The 14,889-nt window shown below is 52.3% G+C and carries 13 protein-coding genes; 9 read left to right on the top strand and 4 right to left on the bottom strand.

What is annotated here, in order from left to right; translation table 11 throughout:
* Positions 1–337: 337 nt before the first annotated feature.
* Positions 338–1,399: a protease SohB gene (gene sohB, locus KCG43_RS02455; RefSeq protein WP_192015299.1), complete on the bottom strand. Its 1,062-nt coding sequence runs from the start codon at positions 1,397–1,399 to the stop codon at positions 338–340.
* Positions 1,400–1,672: 273 nt separating this feature from the next.
* Between sohB and KCG43_RS02450 the strand changes: the two genes are divergently transcribed.
* Positions 1,673–2,413 carry a YciK family oxidoreductase gene (locus KCG43_RS02450; RefSeq protein WP_192015298.1) on the top strand — a complete coding sequence of 247 codons (741 nt, stop codon included), beginning with the start codon at positions 1,673–1,675 and terminating at the stop codon, positions 2,411–2,413.
* A gap of 105 nt (positions 2,414–2,518) precedes the next feature.
* On the opposite strand, the gene rluB is transcribed toward KCG43_RS02450, so the two are convergent.
* From rluB to KCG43_RS02435, 3 genes are all read right to left on the bottom strand, one after another.
* The gene (gene rluB / locus KCG43_RS02445) at positions 2,519–3,523 is read right to left on the bottom strand and encodes a 23S rRNA pseudouridine(2605) synthase RluB (protein WP_192015297.1); all 1,005 of its coding nucleotides are present in this window, start codon (positions 3,521–3,523) and stop codon (positions 2,519–2,521) included.
* Positions 3,524–3,766: 243 nt separating this feature from the next.
* Entirely contained in the window at positions 3,767–4,387 is a 621-nt protein-coding gene (locus tag KCG43_RS02440; protein WP_192015296.1) for an L-threonylcarbamoyladenylate synthase, read from the bottom strand.
* 46 nt (positions 4,388–4,433) lie between these two features.
* Positions 4,434–5,270: a PHP domain-containing protein gene (locus KCG43_RS02435; RefSeq protein ID WP_218383079.1), complete on the bottom strand. Its 837-nt coding sequence runs from the start codon at positions 5,268–5,270 to the stop codon at positions 4,434–4,436.
* A gap of 265 nt (positions 5,271–5,535) precedes the next feature.
* Between KCG43_RS02435 and KCG43_RS02430 the strand changes: the two genes are divergently transcribed.
* The 8 genes from KCG43_RS02430 to KCG43_RS02395 all read left to right on the top strand — a co-directional run bounded on the left by KCG43_RS02430 (position 5,536) and on the right by KCG43_RS02395 (position 14,759).
* A complete protein-coding gene (locus KCG43_RS02430; protein WP_218383078.1) occupies positions 5,536–6,549 on the top strand; it encodes a bifunctional 3-deoxy-7-phosphoheptulonate synthase/chorismate mutase in 1,014 nt (337 codons plus the stop codon).
* Positions 6,546–8,114, top strand: a complete 1,569-nt coding sequence (locus KCG43_RS02425; RefSeq protein WP_218383077.1) for an anthranilate synthase component 1 — start codon at positions 6,546–6,548, stop codon at positions 8,112–8,114. The genes KCG43_RS02430 and KCG43_RS02425 overlap by 4 nt, the downstream gene beginning before the upstream one ends.
* 10 nt (positions 8,115–8,124) lie before the next feature.
* Positions 8,125–8,736, top strand: a complete 612-nt coding sequence (locus KCG43_RS02420; RefSeq protein WP_255557828.1) for an aminodeoxychorismate/anthranilate synthase component II — start codon at positions 8,125–8,127, stop codon at positions 8,734–8,736.
* An 18-nt stretch (positions 8,737–8,754) separates the two neighbouring features.
* Complete coding sequence (gene trpD, locus KCG43_RS02415) at positions 8,755–9,765, top strand: anthranilate phosphoribosyltransferase (protein WP_255557827.1); 1,011 nt, start codon at positions 8,755–8,757, stop codon at positions 9,763–9,765.
* Positions 9,766–9,767: 2 nt separating this feature from the next.
* Positions 9,768–11,138, top strand: a complete 1,371-nt coding sequence (gene trpCF, locus KCG43_RS02410) for a bifunctional indole-3-glycerol-phosphate synthase TrpC/phosphoribosylanthranilate isomerase TrpF (protein ID WP_192015291.1) — start codon at positions 9,768–9,770, stop codon at positions 11,136–11,138.
* Positions 11,139–11,204: 66 nt separating this feature from the next.
* Positions 11,205–12,395: a tryptophan synthase subunit beta gene (trpB, locus tag KCG43_RS02405; protein WP_027253402.1), complete on the top strand. Its 1,191-nt coding sequence runs from the start codon at positions 11,205–11,207 to the stop codon at positions 12,393–12,395.
* Positions 12,395–13,201, top strand: a complete 807-nt coding sequence (gene trpA, locus KCG43_RS02400) for a tryptophan synthase subunit alpha (protein WP_218383072.1) — start codon at positions 12,395–12,397, stop codon at positions 13,199–13,201. Before trpB ends, trpA begins: the two co-directional genes overlap by 1 nt.
* Before the next feature lie 289 nt (positions 13,202–13,490).
* Positions 13,491–14,759 carry a dicarboxylate/amino acid:cation symporter gene (locus tag KCG43_RS02395; protein ID WP_303453707.1) on the top strand — a complete coding sequence of 423 codons (1,269 nt, stop codon included), beginning with the start codon at positions 13,491–13,493 and terminating at the stop codon, positions 14,757–14,759.
* The last annotated feature ends 130 nt before the right edge of the window (positions 14,760–14,889 follow it).

Here is a 14,889-nt window from a genome sequence, read left to right as displayed (position 1 = left end):
CACTGTGTTAAGTGTCGCTGTATTATCCGATCAGCCCCCATTTTTCATCTCTCTGAGCCAGTATTCAGACAGGGCGCAGATCATTACCACCTCGACGGAACTTTGACTATTTTCAGCCCTGTTTATTTGTGTCAGCTCACAGAAATATCCGTTTTCTTACTACAAAACGACCCGTTGTGATTATTTTACAACCAATAAAACGATTCAAAGGCGTAATATTCACTCACATTATTTAATACAACGGACAACATGCCAAAAATATAAAAACATTAATCTGTTGTTATTACTTCAGCCAGAAAGATATAACCCGCCTGCTGGCGGGTTATATCTTTACTATTTACATAATCGGCCGCTGTCCCCGGCTAATCCATTTCAGCAGCAAACTGTCGGCGGCTTCACTGCCCGCTCCGGCCAGACGCTCAGCCAGTTTCTTACGCTGAACATAATGCACCTGCAAGACTTCACGGTCTTTACACGCCTTCATAATAAAGTCGTCACTGGTCCCAATACTGTCGACCAGACCCAGCGTAATCGCTTGCTTACCGAACCAGTGCTCTCCGGTAGCCACCGTTTCCAGATCCAGAGACGGACGATGTTCTGCAATAAAATCCTTAAACAAACCATGGGTCGCTTCAATTTCGCTTTGAAACTTCTCACGTGCCTTATCTGTGTTTTCACCAAACATAGTCAGGGTACGTTTAAACTCACCAGCTGTGATTTGTTCGAACTCAATATCATTCTTTTTCAATACCTTGCTGAAATTAGGCAACTGGGCAATAACACCAATTGACCCCACTACAGCAAACGGCGCAGAGATAATCTGATCAGCAACACAGGCCATCATATAACCGCCACTGGCAGCGACTTTATCTACTGCGATGGTCAGCTTAATACCCGCCTGTTTAAGGCGATCAAGCTGCGAAGATGCCAGACCATAGCCATGCACCATACCGCCGCCGGTTTCCAGCCGCAGGAGAACTTCATCGCCGTCAGCAGCCACGGCCAGAATAGCCGAAATTTCTTCGCGTAATCCGGCCACTTCTTTGGCATCAATACTGCCGTGAAAGTCCAGCACAAACAGTCGTGGTTCACGGGTCGCTGACAACTCGCCCGATTTTGCCGCTGCTTTAATTTCACTTTGGCGGGCTTTACCTTTTTCTTTCTCGGCTTTCTTTTCCGCCTTCTCCCTGGCTTTGAGCAAAGGCTTATCGAACAGGTGAGACTCTAAATGATGAACGGTTTCTTTATAGCGTTCAGACAAATCGGTAATTTCCAACGACCCTTTTCGCGTCCCCTGGCGACCACCTACGCTTTTCACAATGACCAAAATACTGACGACAGCAACCACGACTGTGATTATCTTGGCCAGAAAAAGTCCGTAATCAAACAAAAAATCCAAGAGTATTTCCTCATGTTCTGGTTTTACCTGATTGTAATACCAATCCAATCAAGCCTCTAGGCTTGTTAACGTTTCAGGTTTACATTTTGCGCTTTCCAGAGTGATTAATTGCCTGACAGGCACCCGGCACTCGAAAAACACACCATACTGGCAGTTAACCGTCTTAGCAACCTGCTGTTTTTCATTACCGATCTATCCTGCTGGCTTGTCACCCTGAGCGTGAAGCGCCTACAATAGCGGCACAAAGAAATGCCTTACCAAGAAGGAAAGCAAGTGAATTATCAAACTGCCGCTGACTCACTCAAAGACCGTGTCATTCTGGTGACAGGTGCCGGTGACGGTATTGGCCGCCAGGCTGCAATCAGCTACGCCGCACACGGCGCGACAGTCATTCTGCTGGGCCGTACGGTTGCCAAGCTGGAAGCCGTATACGATGAAATAGAGACGTTGGGTTACCCGCAGCCGGCAATCATCCCGCTGGACATGAAAGGCGCTTCAAAACAGAACTATCTGGATATGACAGACACCATTAACGATCAGTTTGGTCGCCTTGACGGTGTGCTGCATAACGCAAGCCTGCTTGGTGTGCTCAGCCCTTTTGACCAACTGGGTGAAGACACATTTGACGAAGTGATGCAGGTCAATGTCAAAGCACAATTCCTGCTCACTCAGGCGATTATGCCTTTGATTAAGAAATCCGAAGACGGCCGTATCATTTTCACTTCCTCCACAGTGGGCCACGATGGCCGGGCTTTTTGGGGTGCGTATGCGATTTCGAAATTTGCTACTGAAGGCATGATGCAAGTGGTGGCTGACGAGCTGAGCGACACCCGCGTTCGGGTGAATGCGATTAACCCGGGCGGTACGCGCACAGGCATGCGTGCTAAGGCCTATCCGGGAGAAAATCCTAAAACGCTGAAAACACCGACAGACATCATGCCGCTGTACCTTTACCTGATGGGGCCTGAGAGCAAGGATGTCAACGGACAGTGCATTGATGCTCAGCCTAAATAAGCGCTGGAACGGCTCTGCCATTAACTGACAGGCACAAAAAAGCCGACCACCATTTACGGGTCGGCTTTTTTACTGTGCGTCACAGCATTCTTGCGAGAACGACGCTTACTTGCGAGTACGCGGCTTCGCAGGTTTGTTCTTCAACGGGTTCCTGCGGTTGGCAGCGTTGCCAGCAGGCTTACGCTTATTGCCAGCAGAGCGCGCCGTCTCTTCAGCAGGCTGGTTTTGAGGTGCCGGGCGACGATTGTCGCGACGACGACCGCGTGAGTCATCGCTGACACGTTCTTCATGACGACGAACGGCACGACGGATCTTACGCACCCCTTTCTTACGCTTCAGACCTTCGACGGTCAGATGCGAACGCGTTTCTTCAGGCAGCTCAACGATTTCACGCAGATAGTTCACTTCCTGCAGCTCAAGCTCCAGCCAGCCACCTCGCGGTAAATCTTTGGTCAGGAAGATGTCGCCATAACGTACACGCTTGAGTCGGCTCACCGTCACACCCTGAGAATCCCACAGGCGACGAACTTCACGGTTACGGCCTTCGGTAATTACCACATAGAAAGTGTGGTTCATCCCTTCGCCACCAGCGTAAACGACATCTTCAAAACGGGCCATGCCGTCTTCAAGCTGTACACCGTGAACCAGGTTTTTCACCATCTGCTCAGTCACTTCACCGAAGACACGCACCATGTACTCACGTTCTACGCTACGGCTGGGATGCATCAGGCGATTAGCCAGTTCACCATCGGTAGTAAACAGCAGCAGGCCGGATGTATTGGCATCCAAACGACCGACAGATACCCAACGGCCTTCGCTCAGTCGTGGCAGGCGGTCAAATACCGTTCTGCGTCCTTCCGGATCGTGTCGGGTACACAACTCACCTTCAGGTTTGTTATAAGCAAGCACACGGCACACTTCTTCAGAAGGCTTGACCAGGTCTACTTTGTGACCATCAATACGCACAAGTACGTCCAGGTTATCCAGACGATCACCCAAGTGGGCAACTTTGCCATCAATACTGACACGCCCTTCCTGGATCATCAGTTCCACTTCACGTCGTGAACCCTGACCGGAACGCGCAAGTACCTTCTGTAATTTTTCACTCATCAGACAAACCTTTGTCGCCTTCACAGGCGTCGAAACATTCTAAAAATCATCGTTCTGTTACTGACGTTTTGTCCGCCAGTAACACAAGATACCCGCCGTTTGCAGTCTTAAGCCGAAACGGCGTCCACCCTATTCAAAGCAGCCGTGAATTATGCCAAATACTGCCGCCTGATACCATATAAAAAGAAGGGAAATGCGCTATTCTTTCTCCGCGCGGCCCCTGTCCGCACAGGCGAACGGCCTTTATTCGAACGGAGTGGTATCACCGGCGCCGTAACGCACAATGTCGATGCTGTCGTTACTGAAATCCACCACTGTCGTTGGTTCTTCCCCTATCACCCCGCCATGGATGATCAAGTCGACGGCGTGATCGAGCGCATTGTGAATGTCCTCAGGATCCGATTCAGCTGTGTCTTTGCCCGGCAGAATTAAACTGGTGGACATCATAGGCTCACCCAGCGCATCCAGCAATGCCAGTGCGATCTCGTTGTTTGGTACCCGGATCCCAATCGTTTTACGCTTCGGATTCATCAGGCGGCGAGGCACTTCTTTTGTCCCTTTGAAAATGAAGGTATACGCACCCGGCGTGTTGTTACGCAACAATCTGAACGCATCATTTTCGACGCGGGCATATAGCGACAATTCAGACAAATCACGGCACAACAGGGTGAAATTATGCTTTTCGTCAAGCTTACGGATCCGACAGATACGTTCCAGCGCCTGCTTATTGGCCAGCTGACAGCCCAGCGCATAGCCTGAGTCGGTTGGATAAACGATAACGCCACCGTTGCGAACAATAGCCACGGCCTGACTGATCAGCCTTGCCTGCGGGTTTTCCGGGTGAACATAAAAAATTTGACTCATCACTCCTCCAGACCTGCGCTTACTCAGGGCGCAGGTTTACAACATTTTATTCCATGCCCCAGTCCTGCCAGACAGGCACTGAAGCTTTGGGTAACCAAAGATTGCGTCCCAACTCTGTCCAGGGTGACGGATAGTGAAAATCCGACCCCTGAGATGACAAAAGACCAAATTGTTCAGCGTACTCCGCCAGTGTGCGGCGCTCATTCTGTGCCTGCTGCGGCTGAGCCACTTCAATGGCATCTCCGGTGGCGGCCACAAAATCGCTGAGCAAACGCTTCAGCCATTTCGCCGTCATATCATACCGGCCCGGGTGGGCCAGAACTGCCTGCCCGCCAGCGGCATGAATAGCCTGAACCGCCTCGGCAATACTGCACCAGTTTGGCGGAACGTAACCTGTATTTCCCCGGGTCAGAAATTTCTTGAACACTGCCTGCATTGTTTTGGCATGCCCTTGTTCTACCAGCCAGCGGGCAAAATGGGCCCGGGTTAAGGTAGCGTCGCCGGCAAGGGCTCTCGCACCTTCATAAGCGCCCTCTATCTGGCTTTTGGCCAAACGCTCCCCCATTAACACAGCACGGGCAGTTCGTCGCTCTGCCTGCTGAGCGATTAAAGACGCTATGTCGGCATGCGCCGGGTCAATGTTCAGGCCAACAATGTGAATATCAAAATTATTCCAAACTGTCGATATTTCAATGCCTTTGACCAGCTTTAAAGCCAGATTTTGTGCATCTATCGCCTGCTGGGCAAATTCAAGGCCTGCGACAGTATCGTGATCGGTGATCGCGAGAACATCCACACGGAAATCGGTCGCCCGTTTCACCAGCTCTGCAGGCGTAAGCCGACCGTCCGAGGCCGTGGTGTGACTGTGAAGATCAAACAACATAAAAATAAAGTCTTGACATAATATCCATGAACTAGTTTACTAGTACGAAGTTACTCGATGAACATTTAATTACTCAGGTTCTGTTTATGTTACAGCAAAAACATCATCCGCTTCGCGCTTTCTTCACTTGGTGGCAGCACAACCTTTAGCGGGTCGTGAGATTTGCTGTGCCGACTGCACAGAATCCAGAACCCGCCTTTCGCGGGTTTTTTTATAGCTGAACAATCTAAAACCAATTCCACATCTGGCTAGCAAGGACAACAACATGATTATCGTACTGAAACCAACAGCCACCGAGAGCCAAGCACAAGACATCCTGAAACGTATCGAAGATGCCGGCCTCAAACCCCTTTATATGCCAGGTGTGGAGCGCATTGTGCTGGGTGCATTGGGCGACGAGCGGGTGCTGCAGAAACTGAATCTGGATGCCAATCCTTGCGTGGAAAACATCAAGCCGATCCTGACCAAATACAAAATGGTCAGCCGTGAAGTGCAGGCACATGATACTGTCGTTCGCTTTGGCAATGCGTCGGTGGGCGACAATCAATTTGCCGTGATTGCCGGCCCTTGCTCGGTGGAATCCGAACAGCAGCTGCTGTCTGTGGCCGAAGTGGTCAAACAGCATGGCGCGGTGGCACTGCGGGGCGGCGCTTACAAACCGCGTACCAGCCCTTATGACTTTCAGGGCATGGGCGTTGAAGGACTGAAACTGCTCAAGCAAGCCAGCGAGATGCTGAACATGCCCACTGTGTCTGAAGTGATGGAAGTGAGCCAGATGGAGACCATGTGTGACTACATCGACTGTCTGCAAATCGGCGCCCGTAACATGCAAAACTATGCTTTGCTTAAAGCAGTGGGTGAGAGCAAAAAGCCTGTTCTGCTAAAGCGCGGCCTGTCTGCCACTATCGAAGAATTGCTGCTGGCGGCGGAATATATCTATGATGCCGGCAATCCGAACATCATCCTGTGCGAGCGTGGTATCCGCACATTCGAAACCGCTACCCGCAATACACTGGATCTCAATGCCGTTGCTTTCCTGAAGCAGAAAACCCATCTGCCCGTTGTTGTTGACCCGAGCCATGGCACGGGTGTCCGTGAGCTGGTGATTCCCTTATCCCGCGCGGCGGCCGCAGTAGGTGCCGACGGCATCATCGTTGAATCTCACCTCAATCCTGGCGAAGCACTGTCTGACGGCCATCAGGCGCTGACCGGCCCCATGTTCCAGCAACTGATGCAGGAACTGAAACCCTTTGTAGAAGCTGCAGGTAAAACACTATGAAAACAACGCCTTTAGCTGTCGGAGAACTGGACGTTCTGAATCTGGACGTTCCTTATGTCTCAGAGCCCACGGAACTGTATTATTCAATCTGTGGCGACCGTCCCCACAATCTGTTACTTGAGTCGGCAGAAATCGATTCCAAGGAAGATCTGAAAAGTTTGATGCTGATTGATGCCGCCGTTCGCATTGTCTGCCGCGGCCGCGAAGTACGCCTGGAAGCCTTAACCAGCAATGGTCAGAACGTGCTGCAGGCCGTGAAAAATCAGATCCCGGCCGATGTTGACCTGGCCGTGGACAACAACACCCTGATACTGACATTTAAGGAAAGTGGCCGTGCGCTGGATGAAGACAGCCGGCTGCGCCAGTCATCACCTTTTGATGCACTGCGCCTGATTCAGCACATTTTTCACCAGCCTGCTCAGTCTCGCGAAGCACTGTTTCTGGGCGGTCTGTTTGCCTACGATCTGGTCGCCAGCTTCGAGCCGCTGCCTGACGCAGAGCAGGGCAACCGCTGTCCGGATTACCTGTTTTACGTGGCAGAAACCCTGCTGGTTATCGACCACCAGCGCCGTAAAGGCAAGCTTCAGGCGACCTTGTTCGGCGGCGACAACTATACGGCGAGCTATTTCGAACTGAGCCGCCGGCTGCAACAGATAAAAGAAATATGCCTGAAACCGGTTGCCCTGCCACCGGCCGAGTTATTGGACACGTGCGAGCCCAGCGTCAGCATCAGTGATGCCGACTTCTGCGCCACCGTCGAGCAGTTAAAGCAATTTGTGGTACGGGGTGATGTTTTTCAGGTGGTGCCGTCCCGTCAGTTCACTCTGCCCTGCCCGTCACCGCTGAACGCCTACAAAGCACTGAAGATAGGTAACCCAAGCCCTTACATGTTCTACCTGAAAGATGCCGACTTCACTTTGTTTGGCGCTTCTCCGGAGAGCGCACTGAAATATTGCACCGACAGCAATCAGGTCGAAATCTACCCCATTGCCGGGACCCGTCCACGCGGTAAAAAACCGGACGGCGGCATAGATCTGGATCTGGATGGCCGTATCGAACTGGAACTGCGCTGCGATAAAAAAGAAAACGCCGAGCACATGATGCTGGTCGACCTGGCCCGAAATGATGTGGCCCGAATCAGCCAGCCAGGTACGCGTTACGTGGCCGATCTGCTGCAGGTTGACCGCTACAGCCATGTGATGCATTTGGTTTCCCGTGTGGTTGGCCAGTTGCGCGATGATCTTGACGCCCTGCACGCCTACCAGGCCTGCATGAACATGGGCACCCTGACAGGGGCACCGAAAATCCGGGCCATGCAGCTCATCCGCGATGTCGAACAGCAACGTCGCGGCAGCTATGGCGGTGCAGTCGGTTACCTGACCGGGCAGGGTGATATGGATACCTGTATCGTCATTCGTTCGGCCTATGTCGAAGACGGTGTTGCAACCGTGCAGGCCGGTGCCGGTGTGGTGTATGACTCCGTACCGCAGGCAGAAGCGGACGAAACCCGTAGCAAAGCACAGGCTGTGATCACCGCCATTCGTCACGCACACAATGTGCAATAAGGAGCCGCTCATGAACAAACATATCGACATCGTTCTGCTGGATAACTTCGACTCCTTTACCTACAACCTGGTCGACCAGTTTCGCTCCATGGGTTATCCGGTCACCATTTTTCGCAACAGCCTGAGCGCAGAACAGGTGGAGCAGGCTCTGGCAGAGAAACAAAATCCGGTACTGGTTTTGTCACCGGGTCCGGGTGCGCCTGCCGAGGCTGGCTGTATGCCGGCACTGATCAAACGGGTAGCCGGCAAGATCCCCATGATAGGTATCTGTCTTGGCCATCAGGCCATTGTTGAAGCCTATGGCGGCAAAGTAGAGGGAGCGGGTGACATAGTCCATGGTAAAGCCGCGCAGATGACCCATAACCAGCATGCCGTTTTTGGTCAGTTATCAAGCCCGCTGACCATCGCCCGTTACCACTCGCTGGTAGCCACCCAGGTGCCGGACTCGCTCAGGGTAGTGGCTGAGGTCGATGGCCTGGTGATGGCGGTCACCCACGAGAAGGACAAAGTCTGCGGATTTCAGTTTCATCCTGAGTCCATTCTGACTGCGCAAGGCGCGCAACTGCTGGCAAATACCCTCGACTGGGTCTCGGGCCAATCCGCCACTGTGACTGAATTTTAAAGCTAAGGGAGAGCCCAGATGAACAGCGCTATTTATCCGATTACCGACAAGTTATACGATCAGCAAACGCTGACAAAAGACGAAAGCCGCACATTATTCGATGCCATTATCAAAGGTGACGTGGAGTCCGCTCTGCTGGCTGCCATTCTGACCGCGCTGAAAATCAAAGGCGAAACACCCGATGAGATTGCCGGCGCCGCCACTGCCTTACTGGAAAATGCAGCGCCCTTCCCTCGTCCTGACTACGACTTTGCCGATATTGTCGGCACAGGCGGTGACGGTGCGAACACCATTAATATTTCCACCACCGCGGCCTTTGTCGCCGCCGCCTGCGGCGTAAAAATTGCCAAGCACGGTAACCGTGGCGTCTCCAGTAAATCAGGCTCTTCAGACCTGCTGGACAAATTTGGCATTAATCTGGCGATGTCGGCACAAGACGCCCGCGCCGCGCTCGATGAGCAAGGTGTCTGTTTCCTGTTTGCGCCTCAGTACCACAGCGGTGTGCGTCATGCGATGCCCGCCCGTCAGGCCATGAAAACCCGCACTATCTTTAACCTGCTCGGTCCGCTGATTAACCCTGCCCGTCCGAGCATTGAGCTGATGGGCGTGTACGATGCCGCTCTGGTTCGCCCGATTGCAGAAACCATGATAGCGCTGGGGATGAAACGCGCCGCCGTGGTGCATGGCAGCGGTCTGGATGAAGTGGCCATTCACGGCCCGACTCTGGTTGCTGAAATCATCAATGGCGATATTCGCGAATATACAGTGACACCGGAAGATTTTGGCTTGCAAACCCATGCATTAGATGCGATTAAAGGGGGCGAACCGGAAGAAAACCGTGCCATTATCACCAACATACTGACGGGCAAAGGCACGGAAGCACAGCAAAGCGCTGTGGCCGTCAATGTCGCTCTGCTGCTTCGTCTGTTTGGTCAGGAAGATTTGAAAGCCAATGCTCAGCAAGCGATGGAAGTCATGCAATCCGGCAAAGCCTACCAACTGGTAGAACAACTGGCCGCACGAGGTTAACCATGGAAACTGTACTCGCCAAAATCGTCGCTGATAAGAAAGTCTGGGTTGAAGCCCGTAAGGCAGTCCAACCGCTGGACAGCTTCATTGCCGATGTCATCCCCAGCGACCGGGACTTTTATCAGGCTCTGCACAGCGAAAGCGCGGTATTCATTCTTGAATGCAAAAAGGCGTCGCCGTCTAAAGGGCTGATCAGGGAAGATTTCGATCTGGATCATATTGCTCAGGTCTACAGCCGTTATGCCAATGCGATTTCCGTACTGACAGATGAAAAATATTTCCAGGGAAACTTTGATTTTCTGCCGCAAGTCCGCCAGCACGTGACCCAGCCCGTATTGTGCAAGGATTTCATGATAGACCCGTATCAGGTCTATCTGGCCCGCTATTATCAGGCCGATGCCATTTTACTGATGCTGTCTGTCCTGAACGACGATCAGTACCGCGAACTGGCAGCCCTGGCCGACACGCTGAATCTGGGGGTGCTGACCGAAGTCAGTAACGAAGAAGAACTGGAACGTGCTATTGCACTGCAAGCCAAAGTGGTAGGGATTAACAACCGTAACCTGCGCGATCTCAGCATTGACCTGAACCGGACCAAAGTGCTGGCTCCGCGTCTGCCTGCAGGTACGCTGGTAATTTCAGAATCCGGTATTTACACCAACCAGCAAATTCGTGATTTATCAGACTACGCCAGTGGCTTTCTGATTGGCAGCTCACTGATGAGTGAAGATAATCTGGAAATGGCTGTACGCACTGTACTGCTGGGCGAACATAAAGTCTGCGGACTGACGCACCCTGATGATGCCTGTGCGGCGTACCAGAGCGGTGCAGTTTATGGCGGGCTGATTTTCGTCGAAGGGTCACCAAGAGCCGTCGACGGTGAGCTGGCCCGACTGGTGATGAGTGGTGCTCCGCTGAAGTACGTCGGCGTATTTCGCAATGCAGATGTCAATGCTGTCGCCGAACTCGCTAAAACTCTGAAACTGGCGGCCGTTCAGTTGCACGGCAACGAGTCATCTGATTATATTTCAGCGCTGAAAACGCTATTACCCGCAGACTGTGAAGTCTGGAAAGCCCATGGTGTCAGTGATGCCCTGCCCGAGCTGGCTGACTGGCCGGCTGACCGACACCTGCTGGATACTCAGGTCGGTAATCAGAGCGGTGGTACAGGTCAGCAATTTGACTGGTCGCTGCTGGATAACTGCGAAGAGAAAAGCCGCATTATGCTGGCTGGCGGTTTGAACCCGGGTAATGCTAAAGACGCCGCCAGCAAAGGCTGTCGTGGCCTTGATTTTAACTCAGGCGTGGAAAGCGAGCCCGGCAAAAAAGACAGACAGAAATTACTCTCGGTATTCAAGGCAGTGAAGCCTTAATCAGGTAAGCGAACAGCTTGCGGGCTTCCGCACTGACACAGATGATAAGAATAGGACAGCAGACACATGAGTAAACTCGACCCGTATTTTGGTGAATTTGGTGGCCAGTTTGTGCCCCAGATTCTGGTTCCGGCCCTGGACCAGCTGGAAGACGCATTTATTGATGCGCAGAAAGACCCGGCTTTTGAAAAAGAATTTATCGGCTTACTGAAAGACTATGCCGGTCGCCCAACGGCACTGACCTTGTGCCAGAATTTAACCAAAGGCACCAACACCAAGCTGTACCTCAAACGCGAAGACCTGCTCCATGGCGGCGCACACAAAACCAATCAGGTTCTGGGCCAGGCCCTGCTGGCCAAACGCATGGGTAAAAGTGAAATCATCGCCGAAACCGGCGCGGGTCAGCATGGCGTTGCCACTGCACTGGCCTGTGCCCTGTTGGGCCTGAAATGCCGTATTTACATGGGTGCCAAAGACGTTGAGCGCCAGAGTCCGAATGTTTTTCGTATGAAACTGATGGGTGCAGAAGTCATTCCGGTTCACTCCGGCTCAGCGACCTTGAAAGATGCCTGTAATGAAGCCATGCGTGACTGGTCAGCCACTTACGACAAGGCTCATTATCTGCTGGGGACCGCAGCAGGCCCGCACCCTTTCCCAACGATAGTCCGTGAATTCCAGCGCATTATCGGAGAAGAAACCAAAGCGCAGATTCTTGATAAAGAAGGCCGCTTGCCGGATGCGGTTATCGCTTGTGTCGGCGGCGGTTCCAACGCTATCGGCATGTTTGCCGATTTTATCGAAGACACCAGCGTGAAACTGATTGGTGTGGAGCCTGCCGGCCTGGGGCTGGATACCCACATGCACGGCGCACCGCTGAAACATGGCAAGCTGGGGATTTTCTTTGGTATGAAAGCCCCGTTAATGCAGGATGAACATGGTCAGGTGGAGGAATCTTACTCTATCTCGGCCGGTTTAGACTTCCCGTCTGTGGGCCCTCAGCATGCTCATCTGAATGCCACCGGCCGCGCGGAATACGGTTCAGTGACCGACGACGAAGCACTGGATGCTTTCCAGGCACTGGCCCGTAATGAAGGCATTATTCCGGCGCTGGAATCGGCACATGCCCTCGCGTATGCACTCAAGCTGATTAAAGATGAACCAGAAAAGGAACAACTCCTGGTGGTTAACTTATCTGGCCGTGGTGACAAAGATATCTTTACCGTACATAAGATTCTGGATGAAAAGGGAGCGCTGTAATGGACCGTTATCAAGCTTTATTCAGCCGTTTAGCGGCCAAACAGGAAGGCGCGTTTGTTCCTTTTGTCACCTTAGGGGATCCGAGTCCGGCCCTCTCTTTGCAAATCATTGATACCCTGGTTGAATCCGGCGCCGATGCCCTTGAGCTGGGTATTCCGTTTTCAGACCCGCTCGCCGACGGGCCAACCATTCAGGGGGCAACTATCCGTGCTCTGGATGCCGGAACCACGCCTGACACCTGTTTTGAGCTGTTAAAACAGGTGCGGGAAAAGTACCCCGAGTTGCCTATTGGCCTGCTGATGTACGCCAACCTGGTGTTTGCAGGCGGCATTGAGCATTTTTACCGTCGTTGCCAGGAAGCGGGTGTTGACTCGGTTCTGGTCGCAGACGTGCCTGTTAATGAATCCGCAGAGTTCCGGCAAGCGGCGGAAAAATACGGAATTCACCCGATTTTCATCGCCCCGCCGAATGCCACAGCAAGTACGCTGAAAACCGTGGCCGAATTGGGTGGTGGTTATACTTACCTGCTGTCACGCGCCGGTGTCACCGGGGCGGAAACCAAAGCAGGTATGCCCATTGACCATCTGCTGGCCTCTCTGGCCGAATATAAAGCGCCCCCCGCACTGCTGGGTTTTGGTATCTCAGAGCCGGCACAAGTGGCTGACGCCATCAAGGCCGGTGCAGCCGGAGCGATATCCGGCTCTGCTGTAGTGAAAATCATCGAGCAGCACAAAGATAATCCGGACGCTTTGCTCCACGCATTAGGACAGTTCATCCACAGTATGAAGCAAGCCACCAGAGGCTGATGGATTCCTCCGCCCTAAAACAGAGCCCTGGCTTCATTAAGCCGGGGCTTATTTTTTAACATTGCTGTTACACCCTTCCTTTTCGGGCATAAAAAACGTAATGCATAAGCCCGCCAGCCTAGTAGAATAAATCGCCCCTAAATCGTAACAGAAGTAGAAAGTAACGAATTTCAACATTGATTATCGCATTATTCTGCTGTAAAACCTTAACCCGCAAAATATTGACTCAAATTAAGCAACATTTGCGAAACATAAGTCTTTCATCAATTAACAAACTTCCACAATAAAGGTGTTCAAGGTGCTAAAACAACAAGGACTACTTGGCAACATTGGAGTACAGGTTGTCATTGCCATGTGCTTGGGTGCACTGGCCGGTGCAATGATGGGGCACTCGGCGAGTATGTTTGCTCCGCTGGGCAGCATTTTCATCCACCTGATTAAAATGCTGGTGATCCCTCTGGTTGCTGTGGCTATCATCTCTGGCGCAGCCGGTCTGGGTAGCAGCCAGTCAGCGGGTAAGATCGGCCTGATTACTCTGGGGTTCTTTGGCCTGACATCAGCAGTTGCCGTTGCACTGGCGCTGTTTATGGGTGAAGTGTTCCAGCCAGGTATGGGTGTCGACCTGACCGGCGTACAGGGCATGTTCGCAAATACCTATGCTGACAAAGGTGACCTGCCTTCGTTCTGGGCAACTATTTTGGGTATGATCCCAACCAACATTTTCCAATCCCTGAATGAAGCAAACATCCTGCAAATTCTGGTGTTCTGCCTGTTCTTCGGTCTCGCCGTTTCTAAACTGGAAAAAGAACGCCGTGACCCGCTGATCAACGGTGTTAATTCCATCGTTGACGCTATGGTCTGGATGATCAACGTAGTCATGAAGATCGCCCCTCTTGGCGTATTCGGCCTGATGGCTGATGCCGTGGGTACGTTTGGCTTTGACGCCCTGATGGTGGTGTTCAAACTGTTCGTTGTCTACATCGCTGCCATTCTGGTATACGGCTTCGTGTTCTACCCGCTGATGATCAAATGCTTCAGCAAGACATCGCCAATCAAGTTCCTGGCTGCAATGAAGAAGCCTCAGGCAGTTGCACTGTCTACCGCCTCTTCCATGGCAACACTGCCTGTCACCATGGAAACCTGCGAAGAAGAGCTGAAAGTGAAAAACAGCACGGCGGCTTTCGTATTGCCGCTTGGTGCGACCATCAATATGAGCGGTAACGCTATCTATTATGGCCTGGTTGCTATCTTCTTTGCCCAGCTGTTCAATGTCGACCTGTCTATGAGCGCGTATGTCGCCATCATAGTGACTTCGACACTGGGCGCCGTGGGTCAGGCCGGTGTACCTGGTCCTTCATTCCTGGTGGTGGCTGTACTGCTGTCGGCAGGTATTCCTATCGAAGGTCTGCCTCTGTTGTTCGCGCTGGACCGTATCTTCGACATGATCCGTACCGCACTTAATATTACAGGTGACGCTGCCTGTGCTGTGATTGTAGACAGCCTGATCACTGACGAGCAAAAAGAAGACGTACGCATGGCAACACAAAACGAAGCCTAATCTAAACTGCGGCTTCTGTAATCTCATAAGGCTGTCAACTGACAGCCTTATTATTTTCTGCCGCTATGAATCCGATTTTCGTTCAAAGTTCCATCAGGCCTGGGTCAGACCAGGTGCTTTCTGCTTGCAA

The organism is Photobacterium sp. WH24 (genome assembly GCF_019204055.1).
GTDB lineage: Bacteria > Pseudomonadota > Gammaproteobacteria > Enterobacterales > Vibrionaceae > Photobacterium > Photobacterium arenosum.
Note: the sequence above shows the minus strand (reverse complement) of the source record. Positions and strands in the feature narration are given on the sequence as shown.

Bases quoted from the DNA above. Each gene is read 5' to 3' on its own strand.
- rluB (WP_192015297.1), bottom strand. From the start codon at position 3,523: ATGAGTGAAAAATTACAGAAGGTACTTGCGCGTTCCGGTCAGGGTTCA.
- KCG43_RS02440 (WP_192015296.1), bottom strand. From the start codon at position 4,387: ATGAGTCAAATTTTTTATGTTCACCCGGAAAACCCGCAGGCAAGGCTG.
- KCG43_RS02435 (WP_218383079.1), bottom strand. From the start codon at position 5,270: ATGTTGTTTGATCTTCACAGTCACACCACGGCCTCGGACGGTCGGCTT.
- KCG43_RS02430 (WP_218383078.1), top strand. From the start codon at position 5,536: ATGATTATCGTACTGAAACCAACAGCCACCGAGAGCCAAGCACAAGAC.
- KCG43_RS02425 (WP_218383077.1), top strand. From the start codon at position 6,546: ATGAAAACAACGCCTTTAGCTGTCGGAGAACTGGACGTTCTGAATCTG.
- KCG43_RS02420 (WP_255557828.1), top strand. From the start codon at position 8,125: ATGAACAAACATATCGACATCGTTCTGCTGGATAACTTCGACTCCTTT.
- trpD (WP_255557827.1), top strand. From the start codon at position 8,755: ATGAACAGCGCTATTTATCCGATTACCGACAAGTTATACGATCAGCAA.
- trpCF (WP_192015291.1), top strand. From the start codon at position 9,768: ATGGAAACTGTACTCGCCAAAATCGTCGCTGATAAGAAAGTCTGGGTT.
- trpB (WP_027253402.1), top strand. From the start codon at position 11,205: ATGAGTAAACTCGACCCGTATTTTGGTGAATTTGGTGGCCAGTTTGTG.
- trpA (WP_218383072.1), top strand. From the start codon at position 12,395: ATGGACCGTTATCAAGCTTTATTCAGCCGTTTAGCGGCCAAACAGGAA.